The organism is Rhizobium sp. R339, from assembly GCF_002211395.1.
Taxonomy (GTDB): Bacteria; Pseudomonadota; Alphaproteobacteria; order Rhizobiales; family Rhizobiaceae; genus Rhizobium.
Window position 1 is genome coordinate 334,836 of record NZ_LOKV01000026.1, and the last position, 15,415, is coordinate 350,250.

Annotated in this window: 11 protein-coding genes and 2 pseudogenes; 3 read left to right on the forward strand and 10 right to left on the reverse strand. The window is 62.0% G+C overall.

Annotated features, from left to right (window positions below; all coding sequences use genetic code 11):
• The first annotated feature begins 33 nt into the window (after window positions 1-33).
• Complete coding sequence (gene cax / locus ATY76_RS28550) at window positions 34-1,128, forward strand: calcium/proton exchanger (protein ID WP_088678005.1); 1,095 nt, start codon at window positions 34-36, stop codon at window positions 1,126-1,128.
• A gap of 53 nt (window positions 1,129-1,181) precedes the next feature.
• The gene (locus ATY76_RS28555) at window positions 1,182-1,496 is read left to right on the forward strand and encodes a potassium channel family protein (RefSeq protein ID WP_088678057.1); all 315 of its coding nucleotides are present in this window, start codon (window positions 1,182-1,184) and stop codon (window positions 1,494-1,496) included.
• Between the two features lie 74 nt (window positions 1,497-1,570).
• Here ATY76_RS28555 and ATY76_RS28560 read toward each other — a convergent pair whose 3' ends face one another.
• The 7 genes from ATY76_RS28560 to pobA form a co-directional block, all read right to left on the reverse strand.
• Entirely contained in the window at window positions 1,571-2,398 is an 828-nt protein-coding gene (locus ATY76_RS28560; RefSeq protein ID WP_088678006.1) for a VCBS domain-containing protein, read from the reverse strand.
• A 389-nt stretch (window positions 2,399-2,787) separates the two neighbouring features.
• Window positions 2,788-3,504, reverse strand: coding sequence for an ABC transporter ATP-binding protein (locus tag ATY76_RS28565; protein ID WP_088678007.1), 717 nt, complete (start codon window positions 3,502-3,504; stop codon window positions 2,788-2,790).
• Window positions 3,485-4,249, reverse strand: a complete 765-nt coding sequence (locus tag ATY76_RS28570) for an ABC transporter ATP-binding protein (RefSeq protein WP_088678008.1) — start codon at window positions 4,247-4,249, stop codon at window positions 3,485-3,487. The genes ATY76_RS28565 and ATY76_RS28570 overlap by 20 nt, the downstream gene beginning before the upstream one ends.
• Window positions 4,246-5,247, reverse strand: coding sequence for a branched-chain amino acid ABC transporter permease (locus ATY76_RS28575; RefSeq protein ID WP_088678009.1), 1,002 nt, complete (start codon window positions 5,245-5,247; stop codon window positions 4,246-4,248). Before ATY76_RS28575 ends, ATY76_RS28570 begins: the two co-directional genes overlap by 4 nt.
• Window position 5,248: 1 nt before the next feature.
• Window positions 5,249-6,112: a branched-chain amino acid ABC transporter permease gene (locus tag ATY76_RS28580; RefSeq protein WP_088678010.1), complete on the reverse strand. Its 864-nt coding sequence runs from the start codon at window positions 6,110-6,112 to the stop codon at window positions 5,249-5,251.
• A gap of 66 nt (window positions 6,113-6,178) precedes the next feature.
• On the reverse strand, window positions 6,179-7,351 hold the full coding sequence (locus ATY76_RS28585; protein ID WP_088678011.1) for an ABC transporter substrate-binding protein: 1,173 nt from the start codon (window positions 7,349-7,351) through the stop codon (window positions 6,179-6,181).
• Between the two features lie 183 nt (window positions 7,352-7,534).
• Window positions 7,535-8,707, reverse strand: coding sequence for a 4-hydroxybenzoate 3-monooxygenase (gene pobA, locus ATY76_RS28590; RefSeq protein ID WP_088678012.1), 1,173 nt, complete (start codon window positions 8,705-8,707; stop codon window positions 7,535-7,537).
• Window positions 8,708-8,825: 118 nt separating this feature from the next.
• Between pobA and ATY76_RS28595 the strand changes: the two genes are divergently transcribed.
• Window positions 8,826-9,716, forward strand: a complete 891-nt coding sequence (locus tag ATY76_RS28595; protein ID WP_088678013.1) for a helix-turn-helix domain-containing protein — start codon at window positions 8,826-8,828, stop codon at window positions 9,714-9,716.
• A 26-nt stretch (window positions 9,717-9,742) separates the two neighbouring features.
• On the opposite strand, the pseudogene ATY76_RS28600 reads toward ATY76_RS28595, so the two are convergent.
• From ATY76_RS28600 to ATY76_RS28610, 3 genes and pseudogenes are all read right to left on the reverse strand, one after another.
• Window positions 9,743-12,127 (reverse strand): annotated as a pseudogene (locus tag ATY76_RS28600) (phosphoketolase family protein).
• 70 nt (window positions 12,128-12,197) lie between these two features.
• Window positions 12,198-13,375, reverse strand: a pseudogene (locus ATY76_RS28605) (acetate/propionate family kinase).
• Between the two features lie 126 nt (window positions 13,376-13,501).
• Complete coding sequence (locus tag ATY76_RS28610; protein ID WP_088678014.1) at window positions 13,502-15,073, reverse strand: bifunctional diguanylate cyclase/phosphodiesterase; 1,572 nt, start codon at window positions 15,071-15,073, stop codon at window positions 13,502-13,504.
• Between the last annotated feature and the right edge of the window lie 342 nt (window positions 15,074-15,415).

Here is a 15,415-nt window from a genome sequence, read left to right on the forward strand (position 1 = left end):
TTCGTCCCTCCGAGTGGTTACGGGGAGTGAAGATTGAGCCTCCTTTTCAAAGAGATTCGCCATAGTCCGATATTGTGGCTGCTCGTCGCCGTGCCGGTGGTGTTCTCAGCTGCAGCCCTTGTCCCCGAAGCCCATACGGCACTTTTCGTCCTCTCGGTACTGGCCATTGTGCCGCTGGCCGCGCTGCTCAGCCATGCGACCGAATCCGTTGCCGCCAAGACGGGTGACGCGGCCGGCGGACTGCTGAACGCGACGCTTGGAAATCTGACCGAACTGGTCATCGCGCTGACTGCCCTGCGCGCCGGCGAATATACGCTGGTCAAGGCATCCGTCGCCGGCGCGATCGTCACCAACACACTGTTCATGCTCGGCGCTTCGTTTCTGCTTGGCGGGCTCAAATACCACATTCAGGAATTCAACCGGGCGAGTGCGCGCATTCAAGCCGGCCTGCTTTTCCTAGCCACAATCGCGCTTCTGATGCCGTCGACGCTTGGCGGATTGGAGGCGGCATCGGCGGTGCCGGTCACCCAAGAGCTCAGCCTCAGCTTGGCCGTTCTGCTGATCATCGGATACGGGCTGGGGCTGTTGTTCACGCTTGGGACGCACCGGGAGTTTTTCTCGTCCGCGGATCATGGCGAGGCCGGTGAGGCGCCTTGGCCGATCGGGCTCGCCCTCGGCACGCTTGCGGGCGTCACCGTCCTCGTGGCGTTGGTGAGCGAGATTTTCGTCGAATCCGTGCAGGAGGCGGCCGTCGCCTTCGGAATGACCCCGGCCTTCGTCGGCTTCATCGTCGTCGCATTGGTCGGCGCCGCCGCCGAAATGGCTTCGGCGTTTTCCGGCGCACGCAAGAACCGGCTCGATCTGAGCGTCGGCATCGCACTCGGAAGCGCGTCGCAGATCGCCTTGTTCGTCGCGCCGGTTCTGGTCCTGATGAGCTATGTGATCGGCCCGTCACCGATGGATCTGCAATTCTGGCCGGGCGCCGTGACGATGATGTTCCTTGCCGCCGTCACTGCTATGTTCGTGACCAACAGCGGTCGATCGGCATGGTTCGTCGGCGTGTTGGTGCTGATGGTCTATGCGATTTTCGCCATAACGCTCTACGTCTTGCCGCCGGCAGTGCGATGAGGCTCCGCGTCCGCAAACAGCAGCGACCAGACGGTGCGCCGCACACCCGGCAGATGAGACGGCTGTTCTTCATCGCACTCGCAAAGCAGCTTCGCGTCATCTGGCCGATCCTCTCCGGCATCGTGTCGATCATGCTGGCATCCGGCCTTGCTATTTGGCGCATCGAGGATTGGCGGATTGACGAAGCGCTTTATTTCACCTTCGTGACCGGGCTTACCATCGGCTATGGCGACTTCACGCCCAAACATGTTTCTGCGCGAATACTGGCTTTGGTCATCGGTTTTGCCGGAATCGTGCTGACCGGCGTCATCGCCGCCATCACCGTAAAGGCCTTGAACGCCTCGGACGAGGAACGTCCCTGGCTGTGAGCTTTCGGCACGTGCGCCATCGTCTCGGTCCCGGCTTTCCGGCGCGGGGAAACCCCGCGCCGCCCGTGCATCGGTCAAACGAGGAAATGAAAATTGTCGTATTGCGCGCCGAAATAATCAGGGCCGCTGTCTTCCGTGATGATCGGTTCGCTGTCGAGCAGGAGATAGTCGATCGGGCCGTAGGCGCTGAGATCGATCAGTTGGGGATCTTCGATGCTGTCGGCGGTGATGGTCACGGTGGTGGAGAAGACGATGTTGCCGTTCAACTGGCCTTCGATCGTCAGGACGTTGTCATAGTTCGACGTTCCGTTCGCGACTTCGAATTGTTTGATCTCAAAAGGTCCGCCATCGGCTGAATAGATGGGGGTCCAGAACACGCCGCCACCCAGATAGTGGTTGCCGTCGCTGTTCTCGCGCACGCTAGCGTCGTCGCCGTCTCGCCATGCACCCCAATCGAAGCCTTTGTAGCCGGTCGGAAAGTCGCTTTGGCCGACATCCTCGAAATTGACGAAGACGTCGCCGCGTTCGGGCAAGTCTATTGCGATGCTGAACGATCCGAAATCGGTGGCGCCTTTGCCGTCGGATATCTTGAAGGTGAATTTTTCGACGAGTTCATCTCCCGGGCCGAGTGCGGCGACTTCCGGCTTGGAATGATCGAGCTCGTAAGTGTAGGTGCCGTTGGAGTAAACGGTGAGCGTACCGTATTCTCCCTCGATGATCGTCTTGACCGGATCGCCCTCCGGGTTGGCCGGCTGCTTGATGCGCTGTCCATTGACGAAATTCAGGCGCACCGCATCTCCGTCGGTATCGTAGGAACTTTCGAGGATTTCGCCGCTGATCGGATCATCGATGTCAAAAACAGGCATGTATACGTTGCCCGCATGCGGCTTGTGATTTGCCATTTCTACCTCCCGTTTGATCTGTCGTTTTGACTATGCAACCCTATCGGGTGTTTGACAATGAAAATTGACGGAGCAGCAGAGTAATCTACCTGTCAAATCCAATAGATTCGGATTGTCCGCAGCTCAGATCTCTGGCCCAGACAAATCGCCATTGATATCGACCCAGCCTATGCTGAAGATTTTACAGCTTGTTTTACGATAATATCGCTTCATCGATCATGCTGCTGAGGCGATTTACTGATTTGTCGCGATAATCCCTCAGGCAGGATAATAATGGCCGGCCAAGCATGACATGGTTATGACGATATACTGCACGCGTCTGTGCCGGCGCCAAGTCAACTTCGAGGATGCAAGCCTTGCCAGTCCGGGGGCGGCGCAACCCCGCCGCCTCAGTGCAAGCCGCCCACTCCGAGCAGGCTTTCGACGGCTTCGTGATCGCTGGACAGGTCTGCCGGCGTTCCCGCCCAGGCCAGTCTGCCGCGTTCGAGAATGATGACCTGATCGGCGAAATCGAGCGCGCTTTGGATGCGCTGTTCGACGAGGAGGATCGTCATGTCGCCCGACTTGGCGAGTTCGGCGAAGGCGGCCATGAGCTCCTCGCAAATGACGGGCGCCAGGCCTTCGAGCGGTTCGTCGAGCAGCAGCACGGACGGACGGCCGAGAATGGTGCGGGCGGTGGAAAGCATCTGCTGCTCGCCGCCGGAGAGCTGGCTGCCGAGGTTGCGGCGGCGCTCCTTCAGGCGCGGGAACATGGCATAGGCTTCCTCCAGCGCCGTTTTCGGCCGCGCCTTCAGGCCGATGAAGAGGTTCTCTTCGACAGTCAGCGTCGGGAAGACGCAGCGCGTCTGCGGCACATAACCCAGGCCCTTATGCGCCCGCGCCGCGCTCGGTGCTGCGGTGACATCCAGATCGCCGAGGCGGATGTGGCCGTCATAGCGCCTGGTCTGTCCGGCAAGCGTTGCGAGCAGCGTCGTCTTGCCCATGCCGTTGCGGCCGAGCACGGCAAGCCGTGCGCCTGCCGGCACCGAGAAGGAAATGCCTTCCAGCACCCGCGTCGGCCCATATCCGGCCGAGAGATTGTCGACCTCAAGCGATATGGCTGGCATTGGCATAGCTCCCGAGATAGGCCTCGCGCACGCGGGCATCCTTGGTGACATCGGCCGGCAGGCCATCGAAGATGATCGCGCCGGCCGCAAGCACGATGACGCGCTTGGCGAAGCGGAAGACGAGGTCCATGTCGTGTTCGATCATCAGCACGGCGAGATCGCCGGGCAGATCGGCAAGCGCTTGCTCGATGCGGCCGGTATCGCTCTGCGGCACGCCGGCGGCCGGCTCGTCCAGCAGCAGCACCTTCGGCTTCAGCGCCAGCGCCACAGCGATTTCGAGCAGCCGCTGCTGGCCATAGGCGATCTCGCTCACCCTCCGGTGCATCAGTGACGCCAGCCCGAGTTTCCCCAGGAGTTCGTCGACCTCCGCCATGACGTCGGGCATCGACAGGAAGTTTCCGAACATCCGCTTCGTCTTTCCGTCGCGCTGAAGGACGGCAAGCGCCACATGTTCGGCGGGCGTCATGTCCTGGAAAAGCCGCGTCACCTGAAAGGATCGCACCAGGCCGCGCTTGACCCTGCCGATCGCATCGACCCTCGTCACCGCCTCGCCGCCGAGGTGAACCTCGCCGGAATCGGGTGAGAGATTGCCGGTGACGAGGTTGACGAAGGTGGTCTTGCCGGCGCCGTTCGGACCGATCAGCGCGATGCGATCGCCCGGCGCCATCGCCAGCGAGACATCATTGGTGACCGCCAGGCCCCCGAAGGCTTTCCGGAGATTGGAGACTTCGAAGACCGGGCTCATGCGCGCGCCTCTTTCCGGCGGCTGACGAAGGCGGCGGCCGTGCCGAAGAGGCCTTTCGGCGCAAAGAGCACGACGGCGATCAACAGTGCGCCGACGATGGTCAGCCAATGGAAGGGATTGGCGGCGGAGACGTAATCCTCGAAGAGCATGAAGATGACGGTGCCGGAGAGCGCCCCGAAGAGGGAACCGGTGCCGCCGAGCACGAGCATGACAAGCGCTTCGGCCGATTGGGTGAAGGACAGGCTGTCGAGGCCGACGACCTGGGTCGAGATCGCATTCAGCGCGCCGCCGACACCGGCAACGGCGCCTGATATGACGTACATCCTGATGAGCGCCGCCTTTGGCGAGCCGCCCATGGCGCGGATGCGCAGCGGATCCTGCCTCACGCCGCGGCAGAGCATGCCGAAGGGCGAGCGGACCAGAAAGCGCAGCAGCACGAAGACGACAAGCAGCAGCGCCATTCCGAAAAAGAAGGCGGTTTGGCCATAGAGATCGAATTCGAAAAGGCCGAAGATCGGGTCCGGCGCAATACCGGACAGCCCATCGCTGCCTCCCGTCCAGGACGAGGCCTTGTTGGCGAATTCATGGAAGAGGTGGATGAGGGCAATCGACAGCACGAGCTGCGGCAATCCATGCGCACGCAGGATGATCGCGCCCGACAGCAGCCCGGCGATCGCGCCGGCGGCAATGCCGGCAAGCATCATCAGCAGCGGATCGTTGATGCCGTAATGCGCCGACAGGATGCCGGCGGCATAGGCGCCGGAGCCGAAAAGCGCGGCATGGCCGAGTGTCGCGACGCCGCAATAACCGGTCACCAGATCGAGCGATAGGACGAGCAGGGCGATGGTGATCATCCGCGTCAGCAGCGCGAGATTATCCGGGAAGGCGAAATAGCCGATCGTGCCGAGGGCGATAATGACCGCCAATCCGGCGAGATCGCCGCTGAAGCCGCGCCGATGCTGGGAACGTTCGTTTTCACTGTTCATGACAAGCGCCATGTCATTTCACCCTTCCGGCAAGGCCGCGCGGGAAGACGCAGATGATGGCGATCACGGCGAGATAGAAGAAGAATTCGCCGAATTCCGGCATCAGATAGCGTCCCGTCGTGTCGATTGCTCCGAGCAGCAGGCAGGCGATCAGCGCGCCCGGAATGGAGCCCGCGCCGCCGACCGAGACGACGACCAGGAAGGTGACCATGTATCGCAGCGCGTAATAGGGTTCGACCGGCAGGAGCTCGGCGCCGACCACCCCGCCAAAGGCAGCAAGCCCGACGGCGACGGCAAAGCTCACCGCATAGATGATCTCGGTGCGCACGCCGAGTGCCGCCGCCATCGCCGCATCGTCGACGGAGGCGCGCAGCTTGACGCCGAAACTGGTCCGGTCGATCGCGAACCAGAGCGCGACTGCGACCACCAGGCCGCAAAGGATGACGAAAAGCCGGTGCACGGGAATGGTGCGGAAGCCGAGATCGGCCGAGCCCTGCAGGGCGCCGGCAAGCGGTATGGTCTTCAGTGTCGGCCCCATTGCATAGTTTGCAATGCCGATGACGCAGAAGGTGATGCCGATGGTCATCAGCACCTGGGTCAGTTCAGGCGCACCATAGATCCGGCGGTAGAGAAAGCGTTCGAGCGGGATTGCGATGATGATCGTGGCGACCACGGCGGCAATGACCGCGACCGCATAACCGAGGCCGAGGTCGCGCGCGGCATAGGAGGCGATGTAGCCGCCGATCATGGCGAAGGCGCCGTGCGCCAGGTTGACGACACGCATCAGCCCCATGGTCACGGAAAGGCCGATCGATATGACGAAGAGCACCATGCCATAGGCAAAGGCGTCGACGGCTATGCTGAAGACTGTCTGCATGGAAATACCTTGCTTCGATGCGGCGGGCTCGATGCGCGGGCCCGCCGCTTAACCGGACGCCGGATATTACTTGGCGGCGGCCAGGCCCGGATCGCCCTGCTTCTCGAAGGTCTGGACCTCCTTGTTGATGTAGGTCCCGTCATCGGCTTTGACGACTTCACGGAGATAGATGTTCTGCGTGATATGCCGGCTTTCCGGATCGATCGAAACCGGGCCGCGCGGGCTGACCCACGAAAGGCCCTTCACCGCATCGACGGCCTTCTCAGCATCCTGCTTGCCGCCCGTCGCCTCGATCATCTTGTAGATGACATACATGCCGTCATAGGCGCTGACTGCGGGGAAGGAGAGTTCGGCCTTGTTGCCGATCGCCTTGGAAGCCGCCTCGACGAAGGCCTTGTTCTCGGGCGAGTCGTGCGAAACGGCATAGTGGAAGGTCGTCTGGATGCCGAGTGCGGCGTCGCCGAGCGCCGGCAGATCGGATTCCTGGGTCAGATCGCCAGGTGCGAAGAACTTGATGCCGGCCGCCTTCAGGCCGTTTTCATTGTAACCCTTGACGAAGCCGAGCGTCGTCGGTCCCGACGGCAGGAAGGCGAAAACGCCCTCAGCGCCGGAATCCTTGATGCGCTGCATGATCGGGCTGAAGTCGTTGGTCGCAAGCGGCATGCGGATCGCCTCGACCACCTGACCGCCGGCCTTCTCGAAGCCGGTCTTGAAGGCATTCTCGGCATCGATGCCCGGGCCGTAATCGCTGACGACCGAGATCACCTTCTTGACGCCGGCGTCGAAGGCGACCTTGGCGATGGGCGTCGAAGTCTGCCAGGTCGTAAACGAGGTGCGCACGACGAGCGGGCTCTTGATGACGATCGCCGAGGTGGCGGCGTTCATGATGACCATCGGCACGTTGCCCTGCTTCAGGATCGGCGTCACCGCCATGGCATCGGGGGTGAAATAGAAGCCGGCGAGATATTGGACCTTTTCCTTGACGATCAGTTCCTGCGCGAGCGCCTTGGATTGGGCGGGATCGGCCTGGGGCACGTCGCGATAGACGATCTCGACCGTATCGCTGCCGACCTTGTTGCCGTTGACAGCCATATAGGCGTCGATGCCGGCCTTGAAATTCTTGCCCTGAAGCGCGAACGGACCGGAAAACGGGCCGATGACGCCAACCTTGATGGTGTCGGCATAGGCGCTCGTGCCGATGGCGATTGCCGCGGCGGCGGCCAGAAGCAGTTTCTTCATGTCTCTCTCCCTTGTTGGCGCACTCCAGCGCCGTCGTTGCTAGCCGCAAAAATTGCGCGTTAGCTTGTCATGCGAAATGGTGATGTAAAATGAAATAAAAGCCACAATCCATCACCATCCGATTATGATTCCATGTCGAGGGGCAGCCGTCGATGTGGCTTACGTCTGCCTCAAACCATCCTGTCAGAATGGCAATCCCACATAGTTTTCCGCAAGCGCCGTCGAGGCCGCACGCGAATGGGTGAGATAATCGAGTTCGGCCTCCTGGATCTTCTGATCGAAATCTCCGGTATCGGGAAAACGATGCATCATCGTCGTCATCCACCAGGAAAACCGCACGGCTTTCCAGACACGGGCGAGCGCTGTCTGCGAATAGGTGTCGATGCCGCGATCCGAGCGTTCGCGATAGTGTTCGACGAGCCCGGAGAAGAGGTAATGGACGTCGCTCGCTGCAAGGTTCAGCCCCTTGGCGCCGGTCGGCGGCACGATATGGGCGGCGTCGCCGACGAGGAAAAGCCGGCCGAAGCGCATCGGTTCGGCGACGAAGGAGCGCAATGGAGCGATCGATTTCTCGAAGGATGGCGCGGTTTTCAGTGCTTCGGCGTGATGCACCGGCAGGCGCCGTCTCAACTCGTCCCAGAAGCGGTCGTCGCTCCAGTCCTCGACCTTCTCGTCGAGCGGACATTGGATATAGTAGCGGCTGCGCGTGGCCGAGCGCATCGAACAGAGCGCGAAACCCCTCGGGTGGTTGGCGTAGATCAGTTCATGGCTGACGGGCGCCACGTCGGCAAGCAGACCCAGCCAGCCGAAGGGATAGACCTTTTCGAAACTCCGGATAGCCGCTTCGGGAACGGCTTTGCGGCTTGCTCCGTGAAAACCGTCGCAGCCGGCGATGAAATCGCAGTCGATGCGCCTGGCAGCGCCGTCTTTCATATAGGTGACGGAGGGAGAGCGGTCGTCGAAATCATGCGGCGTCACATCGGCGGCATCGTAGATCGACAGGGCGCCGCTTGCTTCGCGCCGCTCCATCAGATCGCGCGTCACCTCGGTCTGCCCGTAGACGGTGACGCGCCGGCCGCCGGTCAATTCATGTAGGTCGATGCGGTGGTCGCGTCCGTCGAAGGCGAGCGAGAAGCCGTCATGCGGCAGGCCTTCGGCATGCAGCCTCGCTCCAGCCTTGGCTTCATCCAGCAGCCCGACGGTGCCTTCTTCGAGAACACCGGCCCGGACCCGGCCGAGGATATAATCCTTGTTCACCCGGTCGAGGACGACATTGTCAATGCCGGCTTCGGTCAATAGCTGGCCGAGAAGCAAGCCGGATGGTCCCGAACCGATGATGGCGACCTGGGTTCGCAAATGCTTCCTCCCCGACATTTTTGCGGTTTGTCAGATTCTGCCGCGCCGGCCGGATCGCCACAATGGACATTCCAGCCTAAAAATTGCACTAATCGAACATTGGCGCGGGAGGGAGCCGATGAGCAGGCAGATACCGACCTACGAGCTCTACGGCGAAAACATCGGGCGATCGCCGGAATTCTGGTTGCATTGCGAAACAATTCGCTCCCGCAGCAGCCTGCATCAATGGGAAATCCGCCTCCACCGTCACGAGAGCTTCTTTCAGATATTGTACATCGAAGCCGGTTCGGGCGATGCAATCTTCGGCGAGAAGAGCCATGCCATCCGGCCGCCGGCGGTCATTACGGTTCCGCCCGGGCTCAATCACGGCTTTCGTTTCTCACGCGATATCGACGGTCTCGTCATCACCATATTGCGGTCCCATCTCAGCCATCCGCCTGGCGAGCGGAGCCATCTCGGCGAATGGCTGGCGACGCCGCATCTGACGCCACTCGATCCCGATCATGCCGAGGCTGCCCATGTGATGCAGACGCTGCGGCGGCTGGGCGACGAATTCGAAAACCGCCGCAGTGGCCGCAACGAGGTCTTGGCAGCCTACGTCGCCCTGGCGCTGCGGCTGACGGCGCGGATTTCCCATGAGGGGAATGCGCGGGAGCTTTCGTCAAACGAAAACGAGCGACGGATGGAGATGCTGGGCGAGCTCATTCAGCAGCATTTTCGATCCCACAAACCCGCATCCTTCTATGCCAGGGAACTCGGGCTTTCGCCGACGCATCTCACCCGCATCGTCCGGTCGATGACCGGCAGCACGCCGCATGAGCTGATCGCCGGCAAGCTTGTCGAGGAGGCGAAGCGCCAGCTGGTTTTTACGCTCGGCAGCGTTCAGGAGATCGGCTTTCGGCTCGGCTTTACCGATCCCGCCTATTTCTCGCGCTTCTTCCTCAAATATACGGGAGAAACACCGCGGGTCTGGCGCATGAAGGAGAAGAGCCGGCTCGAGGGTGCGTAGGGGGCGTTCGCAGTTCGCGGAATCTCTCACGCCGCCGGCCACCTCCAGTCGCTCACCTCCGGCATGTCCTCGCCGTATTCCCTGACATAGTCGTGATGCTCGGCAAGCTTGCCGCGGAGGACTGCGAGGGTTTCACCTGCCTTTTCCTTCAGGCCCGGGACGTGCTCGATGGCTTCGATGGCGAGATGGAAGCGGTCGAGCTGGTTGAGGACGGTCATGTCGAAGGGGGTGGTCGTCGTTCCCTCCTCGATGAAGCCGCGGACATGGATGTTTTCGTGGTTGGTGCGCTTATAGGTCAGGCGGTGGATGAGATAGGGATAGCCGTGATAGGCGAAGATGACAGGTTTGTCCGAGGTGAAGATCGCGTCGAAGGCTTCGTCGGAAAGGCCGTGCGGATGCTGGTCGCTGGATTGCAGCGCCAGTAGGTCGACGACGTTGACGGTGCGGATTTTCAGCTCCGGAATAGCCTTGCGTAAGAGATCGACGGCGGCGAGCGTCTCCATGGTCGGCACGTCGCCGGCGCAGGCCATGACGAGATCTGGCGAGATCGCGTCCTCCTCGTTGCTCGCCCAGTGCCAGATGCCGATGCCGGCTTCGCAGTGTTTTACCGCCTCGTCCATCGACAGCCATTGCGGCTCCGGCTGCTTGCCGGCGACGATGACGTTGACGCGGTCATAGGTGCGCAGGCAATGATCGCCGACCCAGAGCAGAGTATTGGCATCCCGGGGGCAGGTAGATGCGGACGATATCGGCCTTCTTGTTGGCGACGAGATCGACGAAGCCGGGGTCCTGATGGCTGAAGCCGTTATGGTCCTGGCGCCAGACATGCGAGGTCAGCAGATAGTTCAGCGAGGAAATCGGCTTTCGCCATTCGAGCTCGCGCGTCACCTTCAGCCATTTGGCGTGCTGGTTGAACATGGAATCGATGATGTGGATGAAGGCTTCGTAGCAGGAAAACAGGCCGTGCCGGCCGGTTAGCAGGTAGCCCTCCAGCCAGCCCTGGCAGAGATGTTCGGAGAGCACCTCCATGACGCGCCCGTCGCGGGAGAGATTGATATCGTAGGGTTCGATATCTTCCATCCAGACGCGGTCGGTGACGTCGAAGACGCTGCCGAGACGGTTTGATTCCGTCTCGTCGGGGCCGAAGATGCGGAAGTTCGCCGCCTCGTCATTGAGCTTCATCGTGTCGCGCAGGTAATGGCCGAGGATCTGCGTCGATTGCGCCATGACGCTGCCGCGCCTGCCGGTGTCGACCGCATAGTCCCTGATATCGGGAACGACCAATTCCTTGCGCAGCAAGCCGCCATTGGCATGCGGATTGGCGCCCATACGGCGCTTGCCGAGAGGGGCGAGGGCGCGCAGCTCAGGCTTTAATCGGCCGTCGGAACCGAAGAGATCTTCCGGATTGTAGCTGCGCATCCAGTCCTCGAGGATCTTGCGGTGGCCATCGTCCCCGCGGCAGTTGGAAACCGGCACCTGATGGGCGCGCCAGAAGCCTTCCACCTTCTTGCCGTCCACCTCCTTCGGGCCGGTCCAGCCCTTGGGGCTGCGCAGTACGATCATCGGCCAGCGCGGGCAGCCGTCCGCAGCCTCGCCGTTGCGGGCCTGCCTCTGGATTTCGCCGATGCGGTCAAAGATCCGGTCAAGGGTCGCGGCCATCTGCCGATGCATGTCTTGCGGCTCATGGCCCTCGACGAAGAAGGGTTCATAGCCGTAGCCCTCGAAGAGGCGCCGGAGGTTGTCGTCACCGGTGCGAGCGAGAATGGTCGGGTTGGCGATCTTGTAGCCGTTCAAATGCAGGATCGGCAGAACCGCGCCGTCGCGGGCGGGATTGAGGAACTTGTTGGAATGCCAGCTGGCGGCCAGCGGTCCGGTTTCGGCCTCGCCGTCGCCGACGACGCAGGTGACGATCAGGTCGGGATTGTCGAAGGCCGCTCCATAGGCATGGACGAGGGCATAGCCAAGCTCGCCGCCCTCGTGGATCGATCCGGGCGTTTCCGGCGCCGCATGGCTTGGGATGCCGCCGGGGAAGGAGAATTGCCGGAAGAGTTTGCGCATGCCTTCGGCATCCTCGGAAATATCGGGATAGATTTCGCTGTAGCTGCCTTCGAGATAGGTGTTGGCGACCATGCCCGGGCCGCCGTGGCCGGGGCCGCACATATAGATGACATCGAGATCGCGGGTGCGGATGAGGCGGTTGAGGTGCGCATAGATGAAGTTGAGGCCGGGCGTCGTGCCCCAGTGGCCGAGCAGGCGCGGCTTGATGTGCTCCGGTTTCAGCGGCTCGCGTAGCAGCGGATTGGCAAGCGGTAGATCTGGCCGACCGAGAGATAGTTGGCGGCCCGCCAGTAGCGGTCGATCAGGGTGAGTTCGGCGTCTGTCGGAGCAGCGGTCGAGACATGCTTTTCCATGGATTTCTCCCGTTCGAAACCTGTTCAACATCAATTCTAACGGCCGGCGCCGAGTTGCCGTTGATCTGGATCAGTCGCCCCGGAGAATGGAGAGCGCCTCGTCGGCGATGACCTGCTCCTCATTGGTGGTGATGACATGAACGGCGATGCGGCTTCCTTTCGTGCTGATGGCAAAACCGTTGGCGGCATTGGCATTTTCGTCGAGTGCCAGGCCGAGCCATGTAAGCCGGTTCGCCGCGCCGGCGCGGATCTCCGGCTGATGCTCGCCGACGCCGGCCGTGAAGACGATGGCATCAAGGCCGCCGAGCGTCGCCGCCATGCGGCCGATTTCGCCGGCAATGCGCAGGATGAAGAGGTCGATCGCCTCCCGGCCTCCGGGCGTCCGTCCTTCAAAAGGTCGCGGGTATCGGCGCTGATGCCGGAAACGCCGAGCAGGCCGGAGCGGTGATAGAGAAGATTTTCGATCTCGCGGAGGGATTGCTTCTTCTCGCCGGCCAGATGCAGGATCACGCCGGGATCGAGCCAGCCCGGGCGCGTCGCCATCGGGATGCCGTCGAGCGTCGAAAAGCCCATGCTGCAATCGCGGCTGATGCCTTGATTGAGTGCGCAGAGGCTGGCGCCGCTGCCGAGATGGGCAACCACCGCCTTTGCCGCATGCGGCGCCTTGCGGGCAAGTTCGCCGGCGATGAATTTATAGGAAAGGCCGTGGAAGCCGTAGCGCTTGATGCCCTCGTGATGCAATGCACGGGGGATGGCGAAGCGGCGAACGAGATCGTCCTGCGTCGCATGGAAGGCCGTGTCGAAGGAGGCCGTCTGCGCAAGATGCGGCTTTAAATGCCGGAGCGCGCGGATGAAGCGCAGCGCCTGCGGCTGGTGCAGGGGTGCGAGCGGGGTCAGGGCTTCGACGGCGTCGATGGTGGCCTCGTCGAGGGCGGCCGGCCCGGTGAAGCGGTCGCCGCCATGGACGACGCGGTGCCCGGCAGCGCGCACGGCGGCAATGTCGAAATGATCGGCGAGAAGGGCGAAGGTCTCGTCGATGACAGCGTGCAGATCTTCCGTCGCCTGTGCTTTCAGCGGGGTGTCGAATGTCTTCTCGCCTTTGGTCAGACTGAAGGACAGCGGCTCGGCGCGGAGATCGATGATCCCCTTGCCAAGGCGTTGCGCTTCCGCGCTCTCCATCGCGAAGATGCCGATCTTGACCGTGGAGGAGCCGGCGTTGAAGGTCAGCAGGAGGTCGGCCGAGGACATGTATCACGGGCTCCGCGCGAGCATACTGATGAGCGAACTTAGTGCCGGGACTTCATACGGAAAGACATTTATTCGTCCGCCGCGCATTTTTGCGCCGGGCGCTGCAGGTCTTTTAAAGACAAGGCGTCAGGCCGTGGAGGCCAGATTGGCGCTGCGATCGCTGATGAAGGCACTCGCCTCGGCGGCGTGCATCGCCTTGCCGAACAGATAGCCCTGGCCGATATCGCAGCCGAGCTGCAGCAGGAAGGCGAGCTGGCCGTGATCTTCGACCCCTTCCGCTGTCGTCTTGATGTTGAGGCTCCTGCCAAGGCCGAGCATGGCGCGGACGATCTTTTCCTGCCGCTCATCTTCGCGGCAGGTGGCGGTGAAGCTTTTGTCGATCTTGATCTTGTCGAAGCGGTAGCGGGCGAGCTGGGCAAGGCTCGAATAGCCCGTGCCGAAATCGTCGAGCGCGATCTGAATGCCGGCCGCGTGCAGCTCCTCGAGGACGATGGCGGCGACGGCCGGATCCTGAATCAGCGCGTTTTCGGTGATCTCTATTTCGAGGCGCTGCGGCGGCAGCCGGCTTGCCGAGAGGACCTTGAGGATGCGCGAGGTCAGCAGTCGGTCTTCCATCTGCACCGGCGAGACGTTGAAGGACAGCATCACATGCTCGGGCCATGCGAGCGCATCGCTGCAGGCCTGGGCGAGAAGGTCCTCGAAGAGAGCGGTGATCATGCCGGTTTCCTCGGCAATGTCGATGAAAACGGGCGGCGGAATGTTGACGCCATCCTCGCCGATCCAGCGGGCGAGCGCCTCGAAACCGCAGAGCTGGCCTGTCTTGAGATCGATCAGCGGCTGATAGAAGGGCTTGATCGCCTTCTTGGAGATTGCGGCGCGCAGCCTCGTTTCCAGAGCGGCACGTTCGGCAACCTTGTCCTGCATCGAGGCTTCGAAAACGAGATAGTGGTTGGGTCCCCGCGATTTCGCCTCGTACATGGCGAGGTCGGCGCGGTGAGCGGCATCTTCCAGCGGCTCGCTTCCCTCGGCCCAGCGATCGTAGCCGACGCTGGCGCCGACTTCGACGCCGAAGCCGTCGATATGGATCGGCCGGGTGACCGCCTGGATCAGCAGCCGGGCAAAACGCTCCTCGCGCTGCGCCGTCAGGCCGAAGGCGATGACGATGAATTCGTCGCCGCCGAAGCGATAGACGCAATCGGCATTGCCGAGCGCGCAGATGCGCTTGGCGACCTCGATCAGAAGCACGTCGCCGCCCTTGTGGCCGACGAGATCATTGACCTTTTTGAAGCCGTCGAGATCGACGGAGAAGATGGTGACGTTGCGCGCCCACTCGTCGATCTCGGCTTCTTCGTCCAGGATCGGCCGCGAAAGGATCTTGCGCTCGAAGGCGTAGCGGTTCGGCAGCTTGGTCAGATGGTCGTGCGTTGCGGTCCAGTCGGCCTTCGCCTGGGCGGTGGCGCGCAGGTCCATTTCCTTGCGCAGGTCGGCGATGCGCAGCACCGAATAGATGAAGCTCATGGCGCCGGCGATGCCGAGGGCCAGAACGAGCTTGTCGGCGCCGTACTTGCTGAAACCGGTCATGAAGGAGACAAGGCCGTCACCAAGCTGCAACAGCGCGCCGAGGATCCAGAGCGTCACTCCGAGCACCACGACCGACACGCATTGCCTTCCGGCCCTGCTTTGGAAAAACGCCGGCATTATCGCCTTCTCCATCTCCACCCTGCGTCGAACTATCACGAAAGTCTGAAATGTTCGTTGAAACCAGAAGGCGAATTATTGGAGGCAGCAGCCTTTTGAGGTCGGCAGCGCTGTCAGGACGGCGTTGCTGCAGTTGTTCAGCGGCGTGGCCAGGCGGGCGATGTCTTGGGATTGAACGCTTGAGCAGCGTTGCTGCAAAGAACGAGGGCGAGCGTGCTGTCGCATCGCTCGCCCTGTCTCGCTTTATCAGGCGGTGACGATCAGCAGCGGAACGCTGACGACCAGACCGACCATAATTATCGTGAACGTCGCGACACGCATCAAGCGCAGGCGCCGCGTACG